The sequence below is a fragment of the Hanstruepera ponticola genome (assembly GCF_012931685.1).
GTDB classification, from domain to species: domain Bacteria; phylum Bacteroidota; class Bacteroidia; order Flavobacteriales; family Flavobacteriaceae; genus Hanstruepera; species Hanstruepera ponticola.
In genome coordinates, this window is record NZ_JABANC010000001.1 from 69,421 (window position 1) to 94,315 (window position 24,895).

The 24,895-nt window shown below is 33.4% G+C and carries 21 protein-coding genes and 1 tRNA gene; 7 read left to right on the forward strand and 15 right to left on the reverse strand.

The annotated features are described in order from the left end of the window. Window positions 1-5: 5 nt before the first annotated feature. Both HGK31_RS00330 and HGK31_RS00335 read left to right on the forward strand, forming a co-directional pair. On the forward strand, window positions 6-443 hold the full coding sequence (locus HGK31_RS00330) for a TPM domain-containing protein (RefSeq protein WP_191858028.1): 438 nt from the start codon (window positions 6-8) through the stop codon (window positions 441-443). After that, window positions 443-1,261 carry a TPM domain-containing protein gene (locus tag HGK31_RS00335; RefSeq protein WP_191858029.1) on the forward strand — a complete coding sequence of 273 codons (819 nt, stop codon included), beginning with the start codon at window positions 443-445 and terminating at the stop codon, window positions 1,259-1,261. Before HGK31_RS00330 ends, HGK31_RS00335 begins: the two co-directional genes overlap by 1 nt. 14 nt (window positions 1,262-1,275) lie before the next feature. Here the strand turns inward: HGK31_RS00335 and HGK31_RS00340 are convergent, their stop codons facing one another. Further along, window positions 1,276-4,083 carry an outer membrane beta-barrel protein gene (locus HGK31_RS00340; protein WP_191858030.1) on the reverse strand — a complete coding sequence of 936 codons (2,808 nt, stop codon included), beginning with the start codon at window positions 4,081-4,083 and terminating at the stop codon, window positions 1,276-1,278. Window positions 4,084-4,173: 90 nt separating this feature from the next. Next, window positions 4,174-5,478: a ribosome biogenesis GTPase Der gene (gene der / locus HGK31_RS00345; protein ID WP_191858031.1), complete on the reverse strand. Its 1,305-nt coding sequence runs from the start codon at window positions 5,476-5,478 to the stop codon at window positions 4,174-4,176. An 80-nt stretch (window positions 5,479-5,558) separates the two neighbouring features. Between der and HGK31_RS00350 the strand changes: the two genes are divergently transcribed. Beyond that, window positions 5,559-6,290 (forward strand): SIMPL domain-containing protein, encoded by a 732-nt coding sequence (locus HGK31_RS00350; RefSeq protein WP_191858873.1) that lies wholly within the window; start codon window positions 5,559-5,561, stop codon window positions 6,288-6,290. An 8-nt stretch (window positions 6,291-6,298) separates the two neighbouring features. Continuing rightward, a complete protein-coding gene (locus HGK31_RS00355; protein ID WP_191858032.1) occupies window positions 6,299-6,811 on the forward strand; it encodes a GTP-binding protein in 513 nt (170 codons plus the stop codon). A gap of 2 nt (window positions 6,812-6,813) precedes the next feature. Here HGK31_RS00355 and era read toward each other — a convergent pair whose 3' ends face one another. The 5 genes from era to HGK31_RS00380 all read right to left on the reverse strand — a co-directional run bounded on the left by era (window position 6,814) and on the right by HGK31_RS00380 (window position 10,951). Beyond that, window positions 6,814-7,698, reverse strand: a complete 885-nt coding sequence (gene era / locus HGK31_RS00360) for a GTPase Era (RefSeq protein ID WP_104734623.1) — start codon at window positions 7,696-7,698, stop codon at window positions 6,814-6,816. Between the two features lie 41 nt (window positions 7,699-7,739). Then, a tRNA-Met gene (locus HGK31_RS00365) sits at window positions 7,740-7,812 on the reverse strand. Window positions 7,813-7,869: 57 nt separating this feature from the next. Next, complete coding sequence (locus HGK31_RS00370) at window positions 7,870-8,052, reverse strand: CPXCG motif-containing cysteine-rich protein (protein WP_191858033.1); 183 nt, start codon at window positions 8,050-8,052, stop codon at window positions 7,870-7,872. Window positions 8,053-8,126: 74 nt separating this feature from the next. Then, window positions 8,127-8,942: a Two component regulator three Y domain protein gene (locus HGK31_RS00375; protein ID WP_191858034.1), complete on the reverse strand. Its 816-nt coding sequence runs from the start codon at window positions 8,940-8,942 to the stop codon at window positions 8,127-8,129. A gap of 104 nt (window positions 8,943-9,046) precedes the next feature. Beyond that, window positions 9,047-10,951 carry an ABC transporter ATP-binding protein gene (locus HGK31_RS00380; protein ID WP_191858035.1) on the reverse strand — a complete coding sequence of 635 codons (1,905 nt, stop codon included), beginning with the start codon at window positions 10,949-10,951 and terminating at the stop codon, window positions 9,047-9,049. 80 nt (window positions 10,952-11,031) lie between these two features. On the opposite strand from HGK31_RS00380, the gene HGK31_RS00385 reads away from it, so the two are divergent. Next, entirely contained in the window at window positions 11,032-11,424 is a 393-nt protein-coding gene (locus tag HGK31_RS00385) for a DUF983 domain-containing protein (protein ID WP_191858036.1), read from the forward strand. On the opposite strand, the gene HGK31_RS00390 is transcribed toward HGK31_RS00385, so the two are convergent. The 8 genes from HGK31_RS00390 to HGK31_RS00425 form a co-directional block, all read right to left on the reverse strand. After that, window positions 11,405-12,451, reverse strand: a complete 1,047-nt coding sequence (locus HGK31_RS00390) for an NAD(P)/FAD-dependent oxidoreductase (protein WP_191858037.1) — start codon at window positions 12,449-12,451, stop codon at window positions 11,405-11,407. The two genes, HGK31_RS00385 and HGK31_RS00390, sit on opposite strands and share 20 nt — an antisense overlap. An 89-nt stretch (window positions 12,452-12,540) precedes the next feature. After that, complete coding sequence (gene porN / locus HGK31_RS00395; RefSeq protein ID WP_104734629.1) at window positions 12,541-13,440, reverse strand: type IX secretion system ring subunit PorN/GldN; 900 nt, start codon at window positions 13,438-13,440, stop codon at window positions 12,541-12,543. Window positions 13,441-13,491: 51 nt separating this feature from the next. Further along, window positions 13,492-15,042 (reverse strand): type IX secretion system motor protein PorM/GldM, encoded by a 1,551-nt coding sequence (gene porM / locus HGK31_RS00400; RefSeq protein WP_104734630.1) that lies wholly within the window; start codon window positions 15,040-15,042, stop codon window positions 13,492-13,494. Window positions 15,043-15,095: 53 nt separating this feature from the next. Next, the gene (porL, locus tag HGK31_RS00405; RefSeq protein ID WP_230401582.1) at window positions 15,096-15,743 is read right to left on the reverse strand and encodes a type IX secretion system motor protein PorL/GldL; all 648 of its coding nucleotides are present in this window, start codon (window positions 15,741-15,743) and stop codon (window positions 15,096-15,098) included. Window positions 15,744-15,804: 61 nt separating this feature from the next. Next, entirely contained in the window at window positions 15,805-17,175 is a 1,371-nt protein-coding gene (gene porK / locus HGK31_RS00410) for a T9SS ring complex lipoprotein PorK/GldK (RefSeq protein ID WP_449404774.1), read from the reverse strand. Window positions 17,176-17,334: 159 nt separating this feature from the next. Further along, window positions 17,335-18,501 (reverse strand): formimidoylglutamase, encoded by a 1,167-nt coding sequence (locus HGK31_RS00415; RefSeq protein ID WP_191858038.1) that lies wholly within the window; start codon window positions 18,499-18,501, stop codon window positions 17,335-17,337. A gap of 6 nt (window positions 18,502-18,507) precedes the next feature. Further along, window positions 18,508-21,000: a type I DNA topoisomerase gene (topA, locus tag HGK31_RS00420; RefSeq protein WP_191858039.1), complete on the reverse strand. Its 2,493-nt coding sequence runs from the start codon at window positions 20,998-21,000 to the stop codon at window positions 18,508-18,510. 157 nt (window positions 21,001-21,157) lie between these two features. Continuing rightward, entirely contained in the window at window positions 21,158-21,931 is a 774-nt protein-coding gene (locus tag HGK31_RS00425) for a hypothetical protein (protein WP_104734634.1), read from the reverse strand. A gap of 152 nt (window positions 21,932-22,083) precedes the next feature. On the opposite strand from HGK31_RS00425, the gene miaB reads away from it, so the two are divergent. Continuing rightward, entirely contained in the window at window positions 22,084-23,529 is a 1,446-nt protein-coding gene (miaB, locus tag HGK31_RS00430) for a tRNA (N6-isopentenyl adenosine(37)-C2)-methylthiotransferase MiaB (RefSeq protein WP_191858040.1), read from the forward strand. A gap of 106 nt (window positions 23,530-23,635) precedes the next feature. Beyond that, window positions 23,636-24,895 carry a sigma-54 interaction domain-containing protein gene (locus HGK31_RS00435; protein WP_104734636.1) on the forward strand — a complete coding sequence of 420 codons (1,260 nt, stop codon included), beginning with the start codon at window positions 23,636-23,638 and terminating at the stop codon, window positions 24,893-24,895.

The window sequence follows — 24,895 nt, forward strand, 5'->3', positions numbered from 1 at the left end:
ACCTTATGTCAAAAATTGAAGATTTCCTGACAGCACAAGAAGAACAAGAAATCGTTTCTGCTATTCGTCAAGCTGAAAAAAACACGTCTGGTGAAATACGTGTACATATAGAAAACTCTACAAAATTAGATGTTTTTGATCGTGCAAAGGAAGTATTCCATATGTTAAAAATGGATAATACCAAGCAGCAAAATGGTGTACTAATTTACGTAGCAGTGGAAGATAGAACTTTCGTGATTTTTGGTGACGAAGGTATAAACAAAGTTGTTGAAAGTGATTTTTGGGATACGACTCGTGATGCCATATTAAAAGAATTTAAAAAAGGTGATTTTAAACAAGGGTTAATTAATGGTGTTTTAAAAGCTGGAAAGGTACTTGAAACTTATTTTCCATGGCATCATACAGATACTAATGAACTCCCTAATGATATATCAAAGGGTTAATGGCGTTATTTAAAAACTTATTAATTGGGTTGCTTTTTTTGGGTTGCTTTTCAACAAGCACTCTATACGCGCAATATGAAATTCCTGAAATACCAAAAGAGCAGACCTCTGTTTATGATTACATTGATTTATTATCTGTTTCAGAAAAAAATAGTCTAGAAGAAAAACTGATAAAATATTCTGATACGACGTCTACACAAATCGTTATTGCTATAATAAGTTCAACTAAAGGCGAGAACATTAATTATTTAGGCGCACAATGGGGAGAAAAATGGGGAATTGGTCAAGCTGAAGAAGATAATGGCATACTCATTCTATTGGCAAAAGATGATCGTAAGATTGCTATAAATACTGGTTATGGCGTTGAACATCTTTTATCAGATGCTATATCAAAACGAATCATAACCAATGATATAATCCCTTATTTTAAACAAAATAATTATTTCGGTGGATTGAATCGAGGTGCTGATGCTATTTTTGAAGTTATGACGGGCGAGTATCAGGGCTCGAGACAATCTTCTTCTAATGGATTTCCAATAGGTTTTTTCTTCTTCTTATTTATCGTATTTATTATTATCCTGATTGCAATTTCCAAAAATCGGAGAGGTGGAAATAATGGCGGTTCTGGTGGTAAAAAACATGAAGGCATGAGTATTTTAGATGCCATTATATTGAGCAATATGGGGCGTGGTAGTTATGGTAGAAGTTCTGGAGGTGGACTATTTGGTGGTGGTTCAAGCGGAGGATTTGGTGGTGGATTCGGCGGTGGCTTTGGAGGCGGTGGCTTTGGAGGCGGAGGTGCTTCAGGTGGCTGGTAGCAATATTTTATTTTTTAATCAAAAAAGAAAACATCATTACCACCTGTTTCTCCTTTTTTACCCAAACTATTAAATTTCCAACTAAAACTCAACATAAAATATTGTTCTAATACAGTACTTTGCGAATCTTGAATATAATTTTGTGTGGCCGTTCTTCTTGCGTTGGTGTTTTGATTTAATAAATCATAGACCTTTAAAGTTACAGTTCCATTGTTTTTAAGAACAGAGTACGCTAACGTGGAATTCCAAAACCAGGCACTACTTTGAAATCCTGGACCAATATTTGGGTTGTAGTTATATTGTATATCATTTCGCCATTCAAAATTTTTAGGTAAGAATAAGGCTGTTTTAATATTTAAATCATGATAAGAAAACTTTCTATCCTCAAAGTCATCAATGTCATACTTATTTGTAGTGAACGTAATACGGTATCTTGGTCTAATTTCAAGTATATCCTTCCAAGTAAACGTTAAACTTGCACTTGGTGAAATTGATCTCACCTTACTTGCATACATAACATCATTATTGAAATTTATGCTCTTATTTAAATTTGCAAAAGCACCTACACCAAACTTAATTGTTCGTAAACTATCTACTTTAACATCCTTACTGTAGTCCAAATTTCCATTTACTCTATAATTCCCATCTACATTGGCATAAGTTGTTTCTCTAACAAAATTTTCATCAATAGTCGTTTTAGACACCACTTGGTTTTCAATAAATGTAGCACTCACATAACTATAAAACCCCGTTCGTTTTTGCCAGTCAAATGCGTTAAACCCCATGCTGATTCTATGGTTGTTGGAAGGCTCTAAGTTTGGGTTACCAACAACAGTGTTCAATGGGTCAGACACATTAGCAAATGGCTGTAATTGTTCTAACTGTGGCGGTGTGTTATTTAAACGATAACCTGTCCACAGTGAAGCTTTTGGGTTGAACCTGTAATTAAAGCTAGACCATAATTCTGTAGCTTCAAAACGTCGTTTTATACTTAATTGTGGTCTTAATAAATCGACATTTTCAAGTGTTCTAAAAATATAATCAAATCCAGCTCTAGCTGACCATTTCTCCTTACGATAACTTAAACTCACGCCTGGAGTCATACTTTCATTTAAATACTCAAAATCCGTGCTCAAATCATTATTAAATATACTGTATTCACCATTAGCGTCTTTATCAAAAGTACTTTTCCTATCGGTGCTTTTGTCTCTACTATAATCATAGTCAAAATTGATAAAAAACTCTTTTTTAATAATAGGCAATCGATATCTAATATCTGATCTAAAATTACTCACACCACCCTCGCCATCAGTGTATTGGTCGCGTATCACTTGGTCTATTAAGACATAATCTGGATTATTAGGATTGTTCACATCTTCTCCATAAACATTTGTTTGCGAAGTCAAAAAATCATCTGAATTACGCGCATTAATTTCATTTGTTAAACTAACTCTTACGAATGCGCCTTTATCTCCAAATCGTTTAGTAACATTTAAATTATTTCTGAAATTTTTGGCATCGTTTTCAACCAGTGAATTTGTATTTGATTCATTGGTCAATATACGCTCGTCATTTAATGATTCTTCAAAATTATCAAATGTGGTTTTACTTTTTGAATAGCGAAAGGATGGATCTATATTTATTAAAAAAGTAGAATCTACTTCAATATCAAACCCCATATTTGCACTGTGATTATCATTGTCATTGTATGTACTTGATAACGAGTTTGTGAAATATCTTGAATCAGGCAAAATATTCTCTCTTTGGGTTGCTCGTTTGTTTTCTGAACTACTTCCTGAATAAAAATAGTCTGCAGAAATGTCTGTGGTTTCACTCAACTCATCAGCATAATTAGCTCCAATATTTTGCGACTTCACAATACCTTCTCCACCTCCAAATGAACGACCATCAATAGTAAAAGAGCCATTACTTGACATAGACATGCTAGAACCACCTCCAAACATTTTTCTAATTTCACCAAAACTAAAACCAGGCGAATTAATATTATTACCACCAGCCAAAACACTTATTCGTTGATCATTATCAAAATAATTAAGCATTCCTGCCATTTCATAACGCTCATCAGTTCCGCCTCCTGCAGCTACTCTACCAAAAACACCTTTATTATTTTCTTCTTTTATAGTCAGGTTAATAGTTTTATTCTCACCATCTACCGTCTCACCTGTGAAGGCTTCAGATTTTGTTTTGGTATCAACAACCTGAATTTTTTCAATAATATCTTTTGTTAGGTTTTTAGTGGTAATTGTTGGGTCATCACCAAAAAATGGTTTTCCATTAACAAGTATTTTATTAACCTCTTTGCCATTGACTTTTATTTTTCCTTCATCATCGACTTCAACACCTGGTAACTGTTTTAATAAATCTTCAACAGTTGCATCCTTTTTGGTTTTGAACGATTTCACATTAAACTCCAATGTATCTTTTTTAATAGTGATTGGAGCAGCCGATTTGATAACGACTTCATCAAGCGCATTTGAAACTTCCATTTCAATAACACCTAAATCTATGGTTTCTTTATTTAGCTCAACCTTTTTGTAATATGTTTTATAACCAACATATGAAATATAGAGATTTACTGATTTGTCATTGGTTTTATCTTCTAATTGAAACTCCCCTTCTTTATTGGTAATGGTATAAGAAATCACTGAACTATCTTGAACTCTCTCAACATGCACCGTAGCAGACTCCAACGGCAAATTTTCATCAACCGATTTGATACTACCGAAAATTTTAAAATTATTGGATTGCGCAAAAGTAAAAGTTAAGCAAAAGCAAGTTGCTATCAGAAATAGAGACTTCATTTTTTGATTGATGGTTGATTAAGATTATTCAGAAAAACGAAGGTAAATCGATTTTCGTATGAATTTTCTTAAAAAAAAGATAAAGTTGTGTTATTTTTTTCTCATGTAAACGCTCACCGGAACACCATGGAAATCAAAATGTTCGCGCAACTTATTTTCAAGAAAGCGTTTGTAAGGGTCTCGGACATATTGTGGTAAATTACAGAAAAACGCAAACTGTGGTTGGGGTGTAGGTAATTGCATAATGTATTTAATCTTCACAAACTTGCCTTTATATGCAGGTGGTGGATAATTTTCAATAAGCGGAAGCAATACTTCATTGAGTTTACTCGTCTTAATTTTCTTCGAACGGTTTTTGTAAACTTCAACAGCCGTTTCAATAGCTTTAAAAATACGCTGTTTATTTAGAACAGAAATAAACACAATAGGCACATCGGCAAATGGTTCTATTTGAGACTTTATATATTTCTCAAATTCCTTGATTGTTTTATTGTCCTTTTCAACTAAATCCCATTTATTGACTAAAATTACAATACCTTTTCGATTACGTTCTGCCAACCAAAAAATATTTTGAACTTGGCCGTCAAAACCTCTGGTGGCATCTAAAACTAGTAAGCACACATCACAATGCTCAATGGCTCGAACACTTCGCATAACAGAATAAAACTCAAGATCTTCCTTGACTTTGGATTTTTTTCTAATTCCAGCAGTATCAACCAAATTAAATTCAAATCCAAAACGATTGTATTTTGTATCTATAGCATCTCGTGTAGTTCCTGCAATATCGGTAACTATATAGCGATCTTCACCAATTAAGGCATTTATGAATGATGATTTACCAGCGTTTGGTCTCCCTACAACGGCGAAACGAGGTAGCTCTTCTTCTTCAACTTCTTCTTTTTCTGGAAGTGCCTCAACAAGCGCGTCCAGTAAATCACCTGTACCACTACCATTGATGCTAGCAATAGTATAATAATCTCCTAAACCAAGCGAATAAAATTCAACAGCATCTTCAGCGCGTTTAGCATTATCAACTTTATTTACAGCTAAAAACACAGGCTTTGTTACTTTTCTCAATAATCTAGCAACATCTTCATCCATTCCAGTAACCCCAGCTTCCACATCGACCATAAAAATAATTGCATCAGCTTCATCGATAGCAATTTCAACCTGCTTGTCTATTTCAGCTTCAAAAATATCGTCACTACCTTTTACATAGCCACCGGTATCAATTAAAGAAAACTCTCTGCCGTTCCAGTCACTCTTACCATAATGACGGTCTCTAGTGACACCACTCACAGCATCAACTATTGCTTCACGACGTTGTATTAAACGATTGAAGAATGTTGATTTTCCAACATTTGGCCTTCCCACTATGGCTACGATATTACTCATTACTTATAAAATTTGATGCAAATATAATGATAAGCTTATGATTTCGTTATATTTTAGTACAGCGTTTAAAATTTAAAATGATGAAAAAGAATTTACCTGCAATATTTTTTTCTTTAGCCATAATTATTTCTGCCTACATATTGGGTAATTCTTTTATGAATAGAAATAAAGTTGATGGAAGCATTTCTGTAACTGGATTGGGCAATGAAGACTTTACATCAGATTTAATAGTTTGGGGTGGCTCATATCAACAAGAAAACTTTGACTTGACAGAAGCCTATAAAGCCTTGGAAAATGATAAAACTGCTATTACTAAATATCTTAAATTAAAAGGTATTAGTGAAAATGAACTGGTATTCAATGCTGTAAATAGTTCGAAAAATCAAAGAGCCAAGTATTCGTCTGATGGCAAATATATTGGTGAAGAATTTCTAGGTTATCGACTGACTCAATCTTTAAAAATTGAATCAAATGATGTAGAAAAAGTAGAAAAAATATCGAGAGAAATAACAGAGCTTTTAAACAAAGGTATTCAGTTTTACTCTGAAACACCACGTTATTATTACACTAAATTAGCAGATTTGAAAATTGAAATGATTTCAAGAGCTACATCGGATGCCAAGCAACGAGCAGAAATGATAGCTACTAACTCTGGAGGTAGGCTTGGCAACCTTATATCAGCTAAAATGGGTATCTTTCAAATAACTGGGCAAAACTCAAATGAAGATTACTCATGGGGTGGCACTTACAATACGTCCTCAAAAAAAAAGACTGCATCAATAACCATGAAGTTAACTTATGAAGCTAACTAATTTGTTTTATGTCCATTAAGAAACAAGATATTGTCTTACGCCCGCGATTTAAAAAGCTACTGAATAAAAAAAATACTTTTTATTTAGAACAATTTCAAATGGCCAAAACCAACCAGAAAAAATTTATTGTTTCAATAATTGATGACCATGTATTTTTGAAACTCCCCAAAGACAAACAACAGTTTTGGTCTCCTCAATTACATTTGGAAATAAATGAAGATGGCGAAAAAACTGCTATTCTACACGGTGTTTTTGGACCCAATCCAACAGTATGGACCATGTTTATGTTTTTTCACTTTATTGTTGCTGGTTTATTTATTGCTTTCGCTATATGGGCTTACTCAAATTGGGCTTTAGATAATTCCTACGTTGTTCAACTAGGTGTTATGTTTTTATTGGTTATTTTATGGTTTGTACTCTATTTTGCAGGACGCATTGGAAAAGATTCTAGCAAAGAAGAAATGCACGACCTTTATGATTTTATGATTGAGGTTATAAATGAAAAACCCAACAATAAATAATACTATTGATTGTAACCAAAACGTTTCAACTGTCGTTGATCACTACGCCAGTTTTTATTCACCTTCACATATAGTTCTAAATGTACCTGCTTACCAAAAAATTTCTCTAAATCCTTTCTAGCCTCTATACCAACTCGTTTAATGGCTGAACCTTTGTGTCCTATAATAATGCCTTTTTGAGTTTCACGCTCTACCATTATTACAGAACGCATGCGGATAATATCATCTTCTTCAAAAAACTCTTCTGTATCAATCTCAACAGCATAAGGTATTTCCTTTTTATAATGCATTAAGATTTTCTCACGAATGGTTTCATTAACAAAAAAACGTTCGGGCTTATCTGTTAGCTGATCTTTTGGATAAAATGGGGGCGATTCAGGTAATAACTCAACTATACGACTAAATACTTCTTTTACATTAAAACCTTCTAATGCCGATATAGCAAAAATCTCAGCATTTGGGACTTTTTCAGACCATAAAGCAACATGTTCCTCTAATTGCTCTTGATTGGACTTGTCAATTTTATTTAAAAGCAATAGAACAGGTGTTTTCGAATTGGTTATCTTATTAAAAAAGGCCTCATCTTTTAATTCCTTTTCACCTATTTCCACCATATAAATAAGCACGTCAGCATCATCAAATGCTGATTTTACAAAATCCATCATGGACTCTTGCAATTCATATGCTGGCTTTATAATACCAGGCGTGTCGGATAAAATCACTTGAAAATTATCGCCATTAACAATTCCTAAAATTCTGTGTCGAGTTGTTTGTGCTTTGGAAGTAATAATAGACAGCTTCTCACCAACAAAGGCATTCATCAATGTTGATTTCCCAACATTGGGATTACCTATAATATTTACAAAACCTGCTTTATGAGAAACCACACTATAAAAAAAAGTCTCTCAAATTTTGAGAGACAAATTAGTAGCGGGAACTGGACTCGAACCAGTGACCTTCGGGTTATGAGCCCGACGAGCTACCTACTGCTCTATCCCGCGATTTAGACTGCAAATATACAATGCTTTTTAGATATTACAAGTATATTTTACAGAAATTTATTGTTCAATACTTTCAGCATTAAAATAAACTAATTCGGTATTGTCAAATTTCACTTGTATTTGAATAGGGTTACAACACACCTCACAGTCTTCAATATAACTTTGGTTTTCTTGACTAATATCTAGCAACATGGATATACTTTCCCAACAATAAGGACAATGAAAAAACTGTTCTAACATGACAATAATTTACAAAAAAAAAGACCATGAATTATTTCATGGTCTCTTTTTTAACTATTGTTAAAACTTAAAAATTAATCATTGTCAGTAATTACGGTATCTACGTTATTAAAATCCATAAAGTTTGGATTATTACCATTTACAATGCTAATGTAATCTTGACTTAATTTGTTATCACTTACCATAAACGTCATTAATTTTGGAAAATAAGACAGTTCAAATGGTAAATCTCCTGTTAATTCATTGCTTGCTAACACAAGTTCTTCCAACTGCTTTAATTCAGCAATTTCAACGGGAATCTCACCAGAAATCTTATTATCGATTAAACTTAATTTTACTAATTTGGTGAGGGAATTTATCTGTGTTGGAATCGTACCAGACAACTGGTTACTTCCAATTAACAATTCTTTTAGGTTAGACAAGCCTGTAATAGCCACTGGGATCTCTCCTGACAAACTATTACTGTATAATTTTATGACTTTAAGATTTTGAAGGTTACCTATTTCATCTGGAATACGCCCTTCTAAACTATTCATAAATATTTCTAGAGATTCTAATTGCTTTAATTCACCGATTGATTGAGGTAAATTACCAGTGATTTTATTAAAACCTAATTTGATTGATTTTAAATGAGTTAACTTTCCTAATTCTTCAGGCAATGTTCCTTGCAGATTATTAAACTCAAGGTTTAAAGCAACAACTTGATTTTCTTCAACCGTAACACCATACCAAGTATTTATTGGTGTACTTAAATCCCAAGTGTTTACCCATTGGTCACCTTTGGTTGCGTTGTATAATGCTAGAAGTGCTTCTTTTTCGCTTGTTGAAACGCTTGCAAAAGAATTTACAGCTACGAAAAGACAAAGTAATGTTAGTTTTAAAGTTTTCATATTCAATAGATTTGGGATTAATCTGATTCAATATTAGAACAATGAACGCTTAAATCCAAAATTATTCGATGAACTACTATTTAATGTAAGAATTTACGTATTAATTATAGTGAATCTATTTGTTCATGTACTTTTTCCCAATCTTTCATAAGACTCTCAAGTTTATTTTTTTTTCCTTGATAGTCATCAAAAAAAGCTGGATCCGACACTATTTCATCATAATTAGTTGCTAATTCTACATCAATGGATTTGATGTCTTTTTCTAGTTGATTAATTTTGGATTCAAGATTACTCAACTTATTGGTAAGTGATTTTAATTTTTTTTGAGACTCGTAGGAATCCTTATTACTTGCTTTAGGCTTTTGCTTTTCAACCTCTCTTTTTTCAACTTCTCTCAAATTTTCAACATTTCGCTGTTCCAAATAAAAGTCAATATTACCTAAATACTCCTTAATTTTTTGATCTTTAAACTCATAAACCACATCAGTAAGTCCTTGTAAAAAATCTCTATCATGTGATACTAAAATCAAAGTACCTTCAAAATTTTTCAAAGCATCTTTTAAGACATTTTTTGATTTAATGTCTAAATGGTTTGTTGGTTCATCCATTACTAACACATTGAACGGTTGTAATAGTAATTTTGCCAATGCTAAACGGTTACGTTCGCCTCCTGATAAAACACGTACATATTTATCAACTTCTTCACCACGAAATAAAAAAGCTCCTAATATATCACGAACACGACTCCTGTTCTTTTCATTAGCAGCATCAATCATAGTATCTAAAACCGTTTTGCTTCCATCCAAATACTCTGCTTGATTTTGGGCGAAATAAGCTATTTGAACATTGTGCCCCAGTTTTAAATCACCTTGATGTTTTATTTCACCAACAATTATTTTTGCCAAGGTAGATTTACCTTGACCATTTTGGCCTACAAAGGCAGTTTTTGTATCTCTTGAAATAGTTAGGTTAATATTTTTCAAGACCTGCAAATCATCATAATTTTTCGAAATTTTTGATGCTTCTACAACAACTTTACCAGGTGTAACTGAAACTGGAAAATTCAAGGACATTACACTGTTATCCTCCTCATCAACTTCAACGCGCTCCATTCTATCCAATTTCTTTATTAAAGATTGTGCCATTGATGCTTTTGATGCTTTTGCTCTAAATTTTTCGATAAGTTTTTCAGTTTGCTGAATTTGCTTATCCTGATTTTTCTGGGTTGCCAGTTGTTGTTCCTTAATTTCTTTTCGCAGCACTAAAAACTGTGAGTAAGGCTTGCTGTAATCATAAATCCTACCTAGTGAAATCTCTATAGTTCTGTTGGTCACATTGTCTAAAAACATTTTATCGTGAGATACAATAACTACAGCTCCAGGATAGTTTTTTAAGAAGCCTTCTAACCAAATAATTGATTCTATATCTAAATGATTGGTAGGCTCATCCAACAATAATAAATCATTATTTTGAAGTAATAATTTGGCTAATTCAATACGCATACGCCATCCTCCAGAGAAGGTATCTGTCAGCTTATTAAAATCATCACGCTTAAAACCAAGACCTTGTAATATTTTTTCGGTTTCTCCTTGATAATTATAACCACCTAAAATTTCATATTGATGTTGCAATTCATTTAAATCAATCATCAGTTGATGATATCCTTCACTATCATAGTCAGTTCTTTCAACCAATTGTTTATTAATATCTTCTAGCTTACTTTCAACTTCTTTTATTTCTTTAAAAGCTTCATACGATTCTTCCAAAACCGTACGTCCAAATTCAAAATCTATATCTTGTTTTAAAAACCCTATTTTTAAGTTTTTATCAGCCGCTATTTGCCCTGAATCAGGTTCCATCTCTTTAGAGAGAATTTTAAGCATTGTGGATTTACCTGCACCATTCTTTCCTATAAGCCCAATGCGATCTCCAGAGCTTAATTTAAAAGTTATTTCTTCGAACAAATATTCGCCTTGAAATGAAATGGAAAGATTATGAATGTTAAGCATTTTGTTACAATTGTTACAAATTGTTATTGATTAAAGAATTAATTTTGCAATTCCCAAAGTGCAAAAGTAAACTTTTAAAGATGATTAAAAAAGGAAGTAAGATATATAGTATTCTAACTGGAAGGTGTCCTAAATGTCATCAAGAATCCATGTATGAGAACAAAAACCCTTATGTGTTAAAGGATGTTTTAAGAATTGGTGAAAAATGTTCTCACTGTGGTACAAAGTATAGAATAGAACCTTCTTTTTTTTATGGCTCTATGTATGTAAGTTATGCTGTTGGAATTGCTTTTGCTGTTGCTGCATTTGTAATTAGCTATTTAATTCTGGATGCAAACCTAGACGTCGTATTTATATCTATAATTGGGACACTTATAGTTTTTGCTCCTATTATCATGCGCTTATCACGAAATATATGGATTAACCTCTTTATGCACTATGATAAAAGCTTGGTTAAAAAGAAAACCGATTAATATCAATTTCTGGAATTAAGGGTTCATTACATTCTATGTAATTGAATAAAGCATTCGCTATAAAAGGTGCAATCATTACACCTCGAGTTCCCAAGCCATTTAGAACAAAAAGATTATTGTACGCTGTATGTGAACCCACAAGTGGTCGTCTATCTTTTACGGTAGGTCTAATACCAGCAACTTGATTTATTACTTTAAATTCACAATGTATGAGGGTTTTTAATTTTGAAACCAATTCTTCACGGGCTAATTCTGTAATAGATTGTGTCTTATCTTCCCAATTATAAGTAGCTCCTACTGAATATACATCGTTGCCTTCTGGAATTACAAACACAGACGATTTTAAGGCATAATCTATTTTTAAGTCAGGAGCTTTTATGGTTAATACTTCACCTTTAGTTCCCGTAAGTGGTAAATAGTTGAAATAGATATTTTTTTTCAATCCGAAACCTTCACAAAAAATTACTCTATCAGCTTTTAAACCGTTATATTCAATCTCATCGTTTTGTATTTTGAGTTTTTCATGTTGAAATCTTTCCTTTTTTAATACATTTTCATGTTCTAAAAATTTTAAGTAATGATCAATCAGCATGTTTGTATCTACTCTACCAGCTTGTAAGACTTCACCAAAACCAAAACCAGCTTCAATATTATTATTGGAGTTCTTAATTATTGTTTGTGAAAGAAAAGGCTCCAATTTAGGTTTATCCATAGCGTCAAACCACAAATTTTGTTCTTGTACTGAAGTGAATTTTCTATACAACTTCAATTCATAATCTAATTTTACATTAAGAAGAGATTCCAATTGACTGTAAAAAGGCTTGGCCAACTTTAATTGTTCAGAAGCTAGCCATACTTCAGAAAAACGTTTTAAAATAACAGGGTTATACATACCTGCAGCAACGATTGATGATTGTTGAGATGCATCATCAAATAATAAAAATGATTTATTGTTTGTTCGTAATTTTTCGCAAAATGCAATGCCTGCCAAACCACATCCAACTACAATATAATCTACCTTGTTCATTATACTTTTTTATACACTTTGCAAATATCGTAATAAAAAACGCTCACTAAAAAAGTGAGCGTTTAAACTATTATTTATTGTAGAACTTATTAGTAAGCCCACATATCTAATTCGAAGTTTCTTATCTTCTCCTTTATTCTATCTGATTCTAGTAACTGCATTAAAGCATTTTCAGAAATATATTCGGTTACCTTACGGTCGCCATATACGTTTTCCTCTTTGTAAACATAACCATTAAAGCGTCTAGAGTTCAACAAGTGATCAAAACTAAATGAAACAGCACTGTTTTCATTATTAAACGCTTTGGCCTCATGTAAAATATCCCTGGCATCCGGATAAAATACCCAAAATAGTGGAATAGGCTCCTTATTGGCTTCATCATCAGAATCTAAAAAGTTAACGTCTGGTGCAGCTGGTGCTATACCAATAAGTCGATATTTCATTTCTGCTTGACGCTTATCAAAATACCATAAACCTTTCATTAAATAAGCACTAACATGAAAAGAAGTAATATCCGTTTTTACAATATATTCCGGATCAACATAACCATCAGCGTTATACTGCTCGTATCCAATATCCAAAGTATCAATTTTAGACATACTCGCTTTCAGATCTTTAATTGTACGTTTTGCTGTGAAATAAGAATCATCATAGATGTTTTCCAAATCACCTTTTTTAACGCTATTCCACAATACATCAAATAACGATCTTCTGTTTTTACCAATATTATTAGTATCAACAGGATAGTATAACGGAAAATTAACACGCTCATCAAGAACTACGCGTTCCCATGTCATTTTGGAATACATGATATCTCTATCATCAACATACCCATATTCCAATGGCTCATCATTGTCCAATGCTTTTTGGGCTTCTGTTCTTACACCTATTTCTTCAGGTGATTTCGCGCTCAATAAATTGGCCTGCGAAAACGAAGCAGTCACAAAAGACATACTTAATACGGTTAATAATAAACTTCTTAATTTCATCTGTTTAAATTTTAGTTATTAGGGCTTATCATCAGATGCTTAAACCTTCTATTAATTTGTAATCTCAACAACTACAGGAGATACACCTTTTAATTTATAAGATGAATTCCCTCTAATTTGAGCTTTGATATCAAATATTGAAACTTGATCACCACGTCTAGCTTTACGTAATGCATTTTTTGCTTGGCTGTTCAACTTGGTTCCGTTAACTGAAACAGAAGGTTGTCCTGGTACTTTTATTTTAAATGATGTTACCTGAATTGGTAATTCAAAATCAAAATCGTCCAATTTCGCACCTATAGTTGAAATCTCAACACTATTACGAGGTAATTTAACAATACCATCTTGTCCACTTACAGTTCCTGTAGGTTTAGGAATATCCTTAATTCTAAAGACAGCACGATCACTTACTTTAGTTCCATCAGGCAAAGTACCATTAACATTAATAGCCACCTCTCTACCTGAACCTGGATTCATAACATATTTACCAACTCCAGATCCCTTACTTAAACCAGGAGCACTTGCAGTTACATTGTTATCAGAAACTCCAGCAAAAGAAATAGTCATTGGGTTAGAAACACCACGATAAACAACATTCATCTTGTCAGCTGAAATAGTAGCTGAATTTGGTTTAGGTACAACTGCATACGTTGACTTCACAGGAATAGAAATAATAGAATCTCCTTCTTTAAATTGGAATTCTCCTTCTATTTCACGTTCACCAACAGCTCCCGCAGGGAACTTAAGTAATGTTTGACCAGCTTGCATAGCTGTATCAGCTAATGTTTCACCGTTTATAATTACTTTATCAGCACGTAACGTTTTATCATTTTTACCTAAAATAATACGTCCAGTAAAATTTTCTCCTGAAAAGAATGCTGTTTTGTCTGGAACAACAATCGCATCAAAATTTGTTAATGATGCCTCAACTTTCAGTTTACCAGCTAACATTGATGATAATACTTCAGATTCTGTAGTCTTAACATCGGCTTGTAATTGTGTCATTTTAGTTAAAGATGCCACTAATGGAAAACCTTTATAGTGATAATCTAACCAATCTATTTCATTTCCATCTCTGTTTGTTACAGGATCTGTAGCAAACTTTTTCTTAACATCTTGAGCTATGCTTTGCATATCAGGATTTGTTTCTAGGATAGCTGAAACACCATTTCTAAATTTAGCTATTTCATCTAAAAACTTTTGTCCTTCTGGCTTAAGCTTTTCTCCTATGAAAAAATAATTGTCAAGGAAATCTCCTTTGTCCATTATTTCATAATCCTTAGGGTCTTCAACCGTAGCTGTCATTTTCCCCTTTAAATCAACAATGTATGAATTAAAGTCATTTGCCAACTCGCTGATTTGATCAGCATCTCTTTTTAATGGTTGATATTTAGCTGGTTGTTCTTCAACTTTTTCAGCTAAACCCTGCATGAAAGCCTCATTTCTTTCAGTAGCTGCTTCATTAGATTCGACTAATTTTTCGTTCATTAGTCCGAATGCAGATAGCACCTCTTTTGACATATTTAATGCTAGCATCGCAATGAATACTAAATACATCAAGTTAATCATTTTCTGCCTTGCAGATAATTTTCCTCCTGCCATTTCTAATTAGTTTTTTTAGTTATTGTTAAATACATTTTGTTTGTAAAAACTAATTAGCTTTTATTCATTGCAGATAGCATACCACCATAAACACCATTTAATGACGATAAGTTAGATGCTAATGATTGCATTTGTTCTTTTAATTTAGTAGCGTTTTCAACAGCTTCTTCATTGATTGCTGCTTGTCTATTTGCAGCATCCATTTGAACTTTGTAAAGACTATTTAAAGACTCCATTTGAGCAGCAGCCAATGACATTTCCTCACCGTACTTTTTAGTTGCAGCGATTGAATCAACTGTTGGGCTAATACCTTTTGCAGCACCTTCAAAATTCTTAATACTTTCTCCTAAACTTGACATTAATTCAGCATCAATTTTAGCTTCTTTTAATAAGTTATCTAATTTTTTAGATAACAGTCCTTCAGCATCTTTTGGTTGCTCTTTCTTCTTATTAGCTCCCATACCTCCAGCTAACTCTGGGTAAACCAATGACCAATCTAAATCATCATCAACAGGTTCAAAAGCTGAAAGTGCAAAGATAATTGCTTCAGTTACCAGACCAATAGTTAACATTACGTTACCTGTAAGTGGTCCTATTTCAAAGTGAATAATTTTAAATAGTGCTCCAACGATTACAATTGATGCTCCTAACCCATAAGCCATTGCCATGAATTTCTTAAATGCTCTTGATTGTCCTGCCATAATTTCTGGTTTTTTAGTTAAGTATAATACTTAGGTAGTTTAATATTTAGTTATAGTTTAATTAATTTTTTGCGTTTAATGTTACGTCTGTTCCCATATAATCCTGAACAGTTCTAAAGCCAATGTAACTTCTTGCAGAATCTGCATATTCGTAATCTCTTGAACTAACCTGCATATAATAGGCTACATCTTTCCATGAACCACCACGAACAACTTTTCGTTGGTTGTTAACGTCATTGACACTTGGATTTACAGAAGATACAAACTCATAAGATGACGGATCATATGATGCATGCACCCATTCTGATACGTTACCAGCCATGTTATATAGATTATAATCATTTGGCTCGTAGGATTTTGCTTCTACAGTATATAAGGCTTGGTCGGCCGCATAATCACCACGCAATGGTTTAAAGTTAGCCATAAAGCATCCTCTATCATTTTTAGTGTAAGGACCACCCCATGGATATGTAGCGGCTTGAAGACCACCTCTTGCTGCATATTCCCATTCAGCTTCTGATGGTAAGCGATATTCGTTTACAAAATGTTGTTTTTTCTCTTTTCTGTAAGCATTATGGTATAGCGTACGCCATTCGCAAAATGCTTTGGCTTGTTTCCAAGACACACCAACAACTGGATATTCATCATAAGCAGCATGCCAAAAATAATCATTGTGCATAGGCTCATTATATGAATACGCAAAATCACGAATCCAAGCTGTAGTATCTGGATACACCTCAACTTCTTCAGTGATGATGAATTCAGAACGTTTTTTACCTTTATTCTTTGCTTTCGCAGCCTTTTCAATATCCATATATTTATACTGGAATTTGAATTTAGTTACATCCCAAGTACGTTGCCCGTTATAAGACTCTTCCATTGGTAGGTACATGGTGTCCATAACTTCAGCATAATACTCATCGATATAATTAGCTGTATCAAACTCAATATCAATATCTTTATTAAGTTTTCTGCCTTCGTATCCTGTAGGTCCTAAACCAGCATAATTGTCATACATATACTTTTCGTATACAGACATATCATCTGGATTTTGATCAACAAAAGCATAATCACCAATAGTTCCAGCATCGGCTTGTGTCATTCCAACCTCATCAGCTAGAATAGCCAAGCGTGTTCTGATTGTTGAATCACGAACCCACTCAACAAATTGTTTGTACTCGCTATTAGTAATTTCAGTAGCGTCCATATAAAAAGAACGAACTGTAACTGTCTTCGCTGGCGCATCGTGAATACCGGCAAGATCATCATCTGCCTTACCCATAATAAATGCTCCACCAGGTACTAATTCCATACCATATGGCTTCTCGGGATGCCATTTTTTTCCTTTAACTCCTACTAACTGCCCCCTGTCACCAGAGCCACAACTTGTCAGTATAGCTAAAACTGCGGTTAATAAAAATAATTTCTTCATATCCATAGAAAACTCGAGGTTAATTATTGTCTTAAAAAATTTAAGAGCGTAAACATATTTATATATTTTGTAAAAAACAACTTTTTATCAAAAAAATTTACGTTTCATCGTGAAAAAAGTGCATTTTACCGATAAAAACATCGACGAACGGTAACTCATTTACACACAATTCTTTTGAAACGCTTTATACCAGCGCTCTGGTACTACATTATTACAAGCATCTAGATAATCTTGGTGCATGCAAGGTAATAACGTATGTCTTTTTAATTTATTATTCACTTCTTCCAAAAATGGTATTTCAATCCACCAACGTTGCGTTTTCATACTTTTATAGAATACCAACTCTTGTAAGTCCACTAAGGTAGTGAATTTTTGATAGTTATCATCATTTAAAAAATCATCATCTTTCACCCTAAAATTCACACCTTCAATAAAGTACCATAGCATTTGGGAAATTAAACTAGCTGTAATTTCATCATCTTGACTGGGTTTATATTCAAAAATACCAAATGAGGATACTTTATTACTTATTCCTGCATATCTGGATATAGTACAAATCTCTTTACCATCTAATCCATTTGGTGAAGACTTTTGTTTTGAACTAACTTCTGAAGCTTTAACAACATTTAAATCAATACTTACTATGTTGGCATCTCTCAAAACAGGCTCAACCATAGTAACGTTATTAGAAACTTGACCCAAACGATACGATTCAAAGTACAGCTTGTCCATTAAGTCAATTTCTTCTTGAGAATTATAGTATGTTTGATAACCAATTGATGCGTAATTGAATAAATTATAAGGTTGGTCAAGTATAACTTTCCCTACAAAGCTGTTATTCTTAATGGGTTTATTAGAATCACCCAAATCAAATTTGGAATCTACATTTACAATATTAACCATTGGCATTAAAGAGTCATAGGCTCGATACATGGGATACGTTAAGTCTTGACTCCCACCAATTATAATTGGAATAATATTTTTTTGAATCAATAATGAAACAGCAGTCTTTAGTGCAAAATATGTATCTTCAACTGTTTCCCCTTTTTGAATATCACCTAAATCAGCTATCTGTGTATGCCAATTACCTGGAAAAAGTGCGTAAAGCGCTTTTCTTATTTCATTTATATTAAACTCTTCACCCAAAAAATCAACATCGTTTCTATTTTCAAGAACACCAATAATTGCTAGCTGAACATCATCTAAATCAGGGATTCCTAATTGTTTAGAATGAATTGTCATTTTTTTACCAAGTGATTGCTGTGATAATAACTCATTATGCGCGACAACAGAATCTGCAACAGGTGATAAAAAATTAAAATTCATAATCTGCTATTTCTTTTTAGAAGTACTTTTCTTTTTTGTAGTTTTTTTCTTTTTTGGTGCATTCTTATCCAAAATATCTTGAGCTTCTTCCAATGACATGTCAGAGACGTCTACTGTTTTTGGTAATTCAACTTTGGTTTTTCCTTTTATAACATTGTGTCTCCCCCAACGTGCTTTTTCAACACGAATTCCAGCATCTTCCCAATTGTGAATTAATTTATCTTTTTCTTTTTGAATTTTATCCTCAATCAATGTTATGATATCATTATCACTTAAATTATCCCAATCATACTTTTTGTTGACGTTAATAAACATATTGTTCCACTTTATAAATGGACCAAAACGACCTTTACCTTTTTGCACTGGCAAATCTTGATACATATATATAGGTGCATCCGCTTTTTTCTTTTCTTTTATCAATTCAATAGCATCATCCAATTCTACGCTCAAAGCATCCATACCAGCTGGCAATGACACAAATTGCTTTCCAAACTTTACGTATGGACCATAGCGACCATTATTAACTTGCACTTCTTCACCTTCATAAGTTCCTAAATCTTTAGGCAGTTTAAACAAATCCATAGCTTCTTCATAAGTAATGGTGTTTAGTTGTTGGTCAGGTGACAAACTAGCGAACAATGGCTTCTCCTCTTCCTCTACTGTACCTATTTGAACCATTGGCCCAAACTTCCCTAATCTCACACTTACTTGACGACCTGTTTTTGGGTCTGTTCCCAGCACACGTTCTCCAGACTCTCTATCAGCATTTTCCTGAACATCTTCTACAACAGGATGAAAGTTTTTATAAAAATCTTTCATCATTTTAGACCAATCTACTTTACCTTCAGCAATATCATCAAAATCTTCTTCAACTTTGGCTGTAAAATTATAATCCAATATTTGCTCAAAATGATTGACCAAAAAATCAGTAACAATCATTCCTATATCTGTTGGTACTAACTTACCTTTATCTGAACCTACTTTTTCGGTTAACTGCTTATCTTTTACTGCTCCATTTTCTAAAGTTAATTGAGAATATTGACGCTCAACACCATCAACAGTTCCCTTTTCTACATAATTTCTATTCTGGATAGTTGAAATAGTTGGCGCATAAGTAGATGGACGTCCAATGCCTAACTCTTCTAGTTTCTTAACCAATGACGCTTCGGTGTAACGTGCAGGTGGACGCGTGTAACGTTCGGTTGCTGTGATGTAATTATTAAGAAGTGTTTCATTAACTTTCATAGCAGGTAACATACCATCTTGTTCGGTATCTTCATCATCAGTCCCTTCCAGATAAACTTTTAGGAATCCATCAAAGGTTATAACCTCTCCATTAGCTGAAAATAATTCAGCATGCTTATTTGCCGAGATTTTCACATTCGTTCTCTCAAGTTTAGCATCACTCATTTGTGAGGCAATAGCTCGTTTCCAAATCAAATCATATAAACGCGCCTGATCGCGATCAATATTTACTGAATGTAATGTAAAATCAGTAGGTCTAATGGCCTCATGCGCTTCTTGAGCACCTTTAGATTTTCCTTTATAATTTCTTGGTTTACTGTATTCAGAACCATAAGACGATTCTATTTCTTTTTGAGCACCTTTACGTGCTTCATCAGACAGATTCACACTATCTGTTCTCATATACGTAATTAAACCAGCTTCATAAAGACGTTGCGCCATCGTCATGGTTTTACTTACTGAAAAGTACAATTTACGAGAAGCTTCCTGCTGCAATGTTGATGTTGTAAAAGGCGCTGCAGGTGATTTTTTTGCTGGTTTTTTATCTAATTCTGAAACTTTAAATTCTGCTGAAATATTAGCCTTTAAAAAATCCTCGGCTTCTTTTTTTGTATTAAAATTCTTAGGTAGTTTTGCTCTAAATGTTTGGCCTTCCTCATTTGAGAACTCAGCATCTATTCTGTAGGAACCTTGTGGTTCAAAGTCTTGAATTTCACGCTCGCGCTCTACAATTAATCTTACCGAAACAGATTGCACACGTCCAGCTGATAATCCGCCTTTTACTTTTCTCCAAAGTACAGGAGACAATTCATAACCAACTATTCTATCTAAAACACGTCGTGCTTGCTGCGCGTCAACCAAATCATAATCTATTCCTCTAGGATTTTCAATAGCCTTTTGAATAGCCGATTTTGTTATTTCATGAAAAACGATACGCTTGGTTTTTTCCTTATCTAATTCTAACGACTCTGCCAAATGCCAAGCAATAGCTTCTCCTTCTCGATCCTCATCACTAGCAAGCCAAACCATTTCAGCTTTCTTGGCTAGATCTTTTAATTTTTTAACTACTGATTTTTTATCTTTAGAAACCTCATATTTTGGTTTAAAATCGCCATCAACATCAACACCCAACTCCTTTGAAGGTAAGTCAGCGATATGCCCAAAACTAGATTCTACTTTAAAATCTTTTCCTAAAAATTTCTCGATTGTTTTTGCCTTTGCAGGTGACTCAACAATTACTAAATTCTTTGCCATGTATCATTTTTTAAGGCTACAAATGTATATGAAAAAAAGTTTATGTTCCTAATTTTAAAATCTTGAATACCAAAAATTAAAGCTAATTGAAAGAAAAAACCCATGCTTTTTTTAGTATAAAAACACAGGCTTAATCGTCTTAAAATAATCTTTTAGACTATTCTACAATATGGTTAATTGGGCTATCAGAGTTAAAGCCTACTACATTTTTATAGACTAAATAGGTAGGATGATAAACAAAGGCTGCCGTGAATAGTACGCCAATTCCACAGAGTATCATTCCTATTATTTGTGCCAATAATGATGAAACAATTAATAAGCCAAAAACCAATAACCACTTTTTATTACCTAAAGCAAAACTTCCTTTGATAATGTCACTAACCGAGAGCTCTGGGTTGAAGGCAAAAAACATAGTGAAAAATGACATAGGCACCATAACATATATTAATGGTAAGAAACATAATAAGGTTGCTATGGATGAAATAACAACAGATGCTAACATTAAAACAAATAATTTGCCTAAATATTTCCCTTTTATAAAATGAAAGAAATCGGATGTTAGCACTTCTTCATCATGATCCAAACGCTTCATTATTCTAAAAAAACCAGCTTGAAGCGCAATCGTTACAGTGCTTAAAACCAAAGCACCAACAATTATTAGAATAATAAATAAAACAGAAAAGCCTGCAAACACAGCATCATAGGCATCTGGGTTTATGTCACCACTTTCCGCTTGAGCAATCATGACACCAATTAACGGCACATAAATTATCAGTATTAATGGCAACATAATTATCATGGAGAATAATTGCAGTAAAAATCCTTGCATCCAAGTTTTCTTAAATAATTCAATGGAATCATTAAAAATGTTACCAAAATCTAATGCTTTGGCATTTTGAATTTTTTCTAAAATACGTTCTATTGTATTCATATATAATGTAAGATTGGTTAGTTTCGTTTATCAAAGTAACCATATAAATAGTCAATAACAAAATTATTTTAATTGTATGACACTTTGTCACTAATTAGAAAATAATCGTAACTTTGCATACTTATTGACTGAAAAGACTTTCAGAGGTATTTATGGAAAAGATAATAGACGAAAATAGACAAGGTGAAAGCCTAAATTTAGAAGCCAAAAAAGATAATAGCCGTAAACTTTTTATTGAAAGCTATGGCTGTCAAATGAATTTTAGTGATAGTGAGATTGTGGCTTCAATTCTTTCAAATGAAGGATTTAATACAACACAAAACCTCGAAGATGCTGATTTGGTATTAGTAAACACCTGCTCTATTCGTGATAAGGCCGAACAAACTGTTCGCAAACGTTTAGAAAAATACAATGCTGTAAAAAAGATTAATCCAAAAATGAAAGTTGGTGTTTTAGGCTGTATGGCAGAACGTTTAAAAAGTAAATTTCTTGAAGAAGAAAAGATTGTTGATTTAGTTGTTGGTCCAGATGCTTACAAGGATTTACCCAACCTATTATCAGAAGTTGAAGACGGTCGTGATGCTATAAACGTCATACTTTCAAAAGAAGAAACATATGGTGATATTTCACCAGTTCGTTTAAATAGTAATGGTGTAACTGCATTTGTCTCAATTACCAGAGGCTGTGACAACATGTGTACGTTTTGTGTTGTACCATTTACCCGTGGCCGTGAGCGCAGTCGAGATCCGCAAAGTATTATTGAAGAAGTCAACGATTTATGGAATAAAGGTTTTAAAGAAATTACGCTTTTAGGACAAAATGTGGACAGTTACCTTTGGTATGGTGGCGGATTAAAAAAAGATTTTGACAAAGCCAGCGACCTTCAAAAAGCTACTGCTGTAAATTTTGCGAAATTATTAGATATGTGCGCACAAGCACAGCCTAAAATGCGCATTCGCTTTTCAACTTCCAATCCACAGGATATGACGCTAGATGTTATAGAAACTATGGCAAAGCATCGTAATATTTGTAATTACATTCACTTGCCAGTTCAAAGTGGAAGCAACCGTATTTTGAAAGAAATGAACCGTCAGCATACGCGTGAAGAGTACTTCAAACTCATTGATGACATTAGAAACATTATTCCAGATATAGCCTTAAGTCAAGATATGATTGCTGGTTTCCCAACAGAAACCGAAGCAGATCATCAGGACACCTTAAGTTTAATGGAGTATGTAAAATACGATTTTGGTTTTATGTTTGCCTATTCGGAACGCCCAGGAACACTAGCAGAACGAAAGATGGATGATGATGTTCCTGAAGCTGTTAAAAAACGTCGCCTTCAAGAGATTATTGATTTGCAACGTGCGCATGGTCATTATAGAACACAGCAGCATTTAGGCAAAGTGGAAGAAGTATTGATTGAAAAAGAATCAAAAAAATCTGACTTGCATTGGTCAGGAAGAAACACACAAAACACCGTAGTGGTTTTCCCTAAAGAAAACTATAAAGTTGGCGATTTTGTTAATGTAAAAATAATCGATTGCACCACAGCTACGCTTATTGGTGAAGCGATTGGATATTCTGAAAACAATTAAAAAAATAAAGAACCAAGAGACAAGAATCAAGAATGACTCTAAAATATTTTGTTAAAAAAAATATAGTCTTGACTCTTTTGACTTGACTCTTGAATCAAGAATAAATATGGAATCCATTCAAGCAATAAAACAACGATTTGGCATCATTGGCAATGATCCCACACTTAATCGTGCTATTGAAAAAGCCATACAGGTTGCACCTACAGATATCTCCGTTTTAGTTACTGGCGAATCTGGTGTTGGTAAAGAGAGTATTCCAAAAATAATACATCAATTATCGCACAGAAAACACGGTAAATATATTGCTGTAAACTGTGGAGCTATACCAGAAGGCACCATTGATAGTGAATTGTTTGGTCATGAAAAAGGTGCTTTTACTGGAGCCACTCAAACACGCTCTGGTTATTTTGAAGTTGCGGATGGCGGAACCATTTTTTTAGACGAAGTTGGCGAATTACCACTTACAACTCAAGTACGTTTACTGCGGGTGCTTGAAAATGGTGAGTTTATAAAAGTTGGCTCCAGTAAGGTTCAAAAAACAAATGTTAGAATTGTTGCTGCTACAAACGTCAACATGTTCGAAGCCATCAAGAAAGAAAAATTTCGTGAAGACCTTTACTATCGCTTGAGTACTGTTGAAATTCACTTGCCGCCTCTTCGTGATCGCAAGGATGACATTCATTTACTTTTTAGAAAATTTGCTAGTGATTTTGCCCTTAAATACAAAATGCCAACTATCAAATTAACTGATGACGCTGTAAATCTATTATTAAAATATCGCTGGAGCGGTAACATACGTCAGTTACGAAATATTGCCGAACAAATTTCTGTTTTAGAACAGAATCGCACAATCAGTGCTGCAACTTTAAAAGATTACTTACCTGACGCATCAAGTAACTTACCTGCTGTAATAAATACCACAAAATCAGAAAGCGATTTTAGCAGTGAGCGAGAAATATTGTACAAAGTTCTTTTTGATATGAAGAGTGATTTAAATGATTTAAAGAAACTCACCATGGAACTAATGAAAAGTGGCAACGGTTCAGAAGTTCAAAAACAAAATGAAGGTCTTATTCAAAAAATATATGGTGAAGATGATGAAGAAACAACTGTTGAAGATTTAGAAGTATTATCAATCCCTGAAAAATCATCTGAATCTAATTACTCTGAATCTGAAGAAATCCATGATAAGTATCACTTTGCCGAAGAAATTGAGGAAGAAGAAACATTATCTTTACACGACAAGGAGTTGGAACTCATAAAAAAATCACTTGAGCGCCATAACGGTAAACGAAAACTAGCAGCTCAAGAATTAGGCATCAGTGAACGCACGCTTTACAGAAAGATTAAGCAATTTGATTTGTGA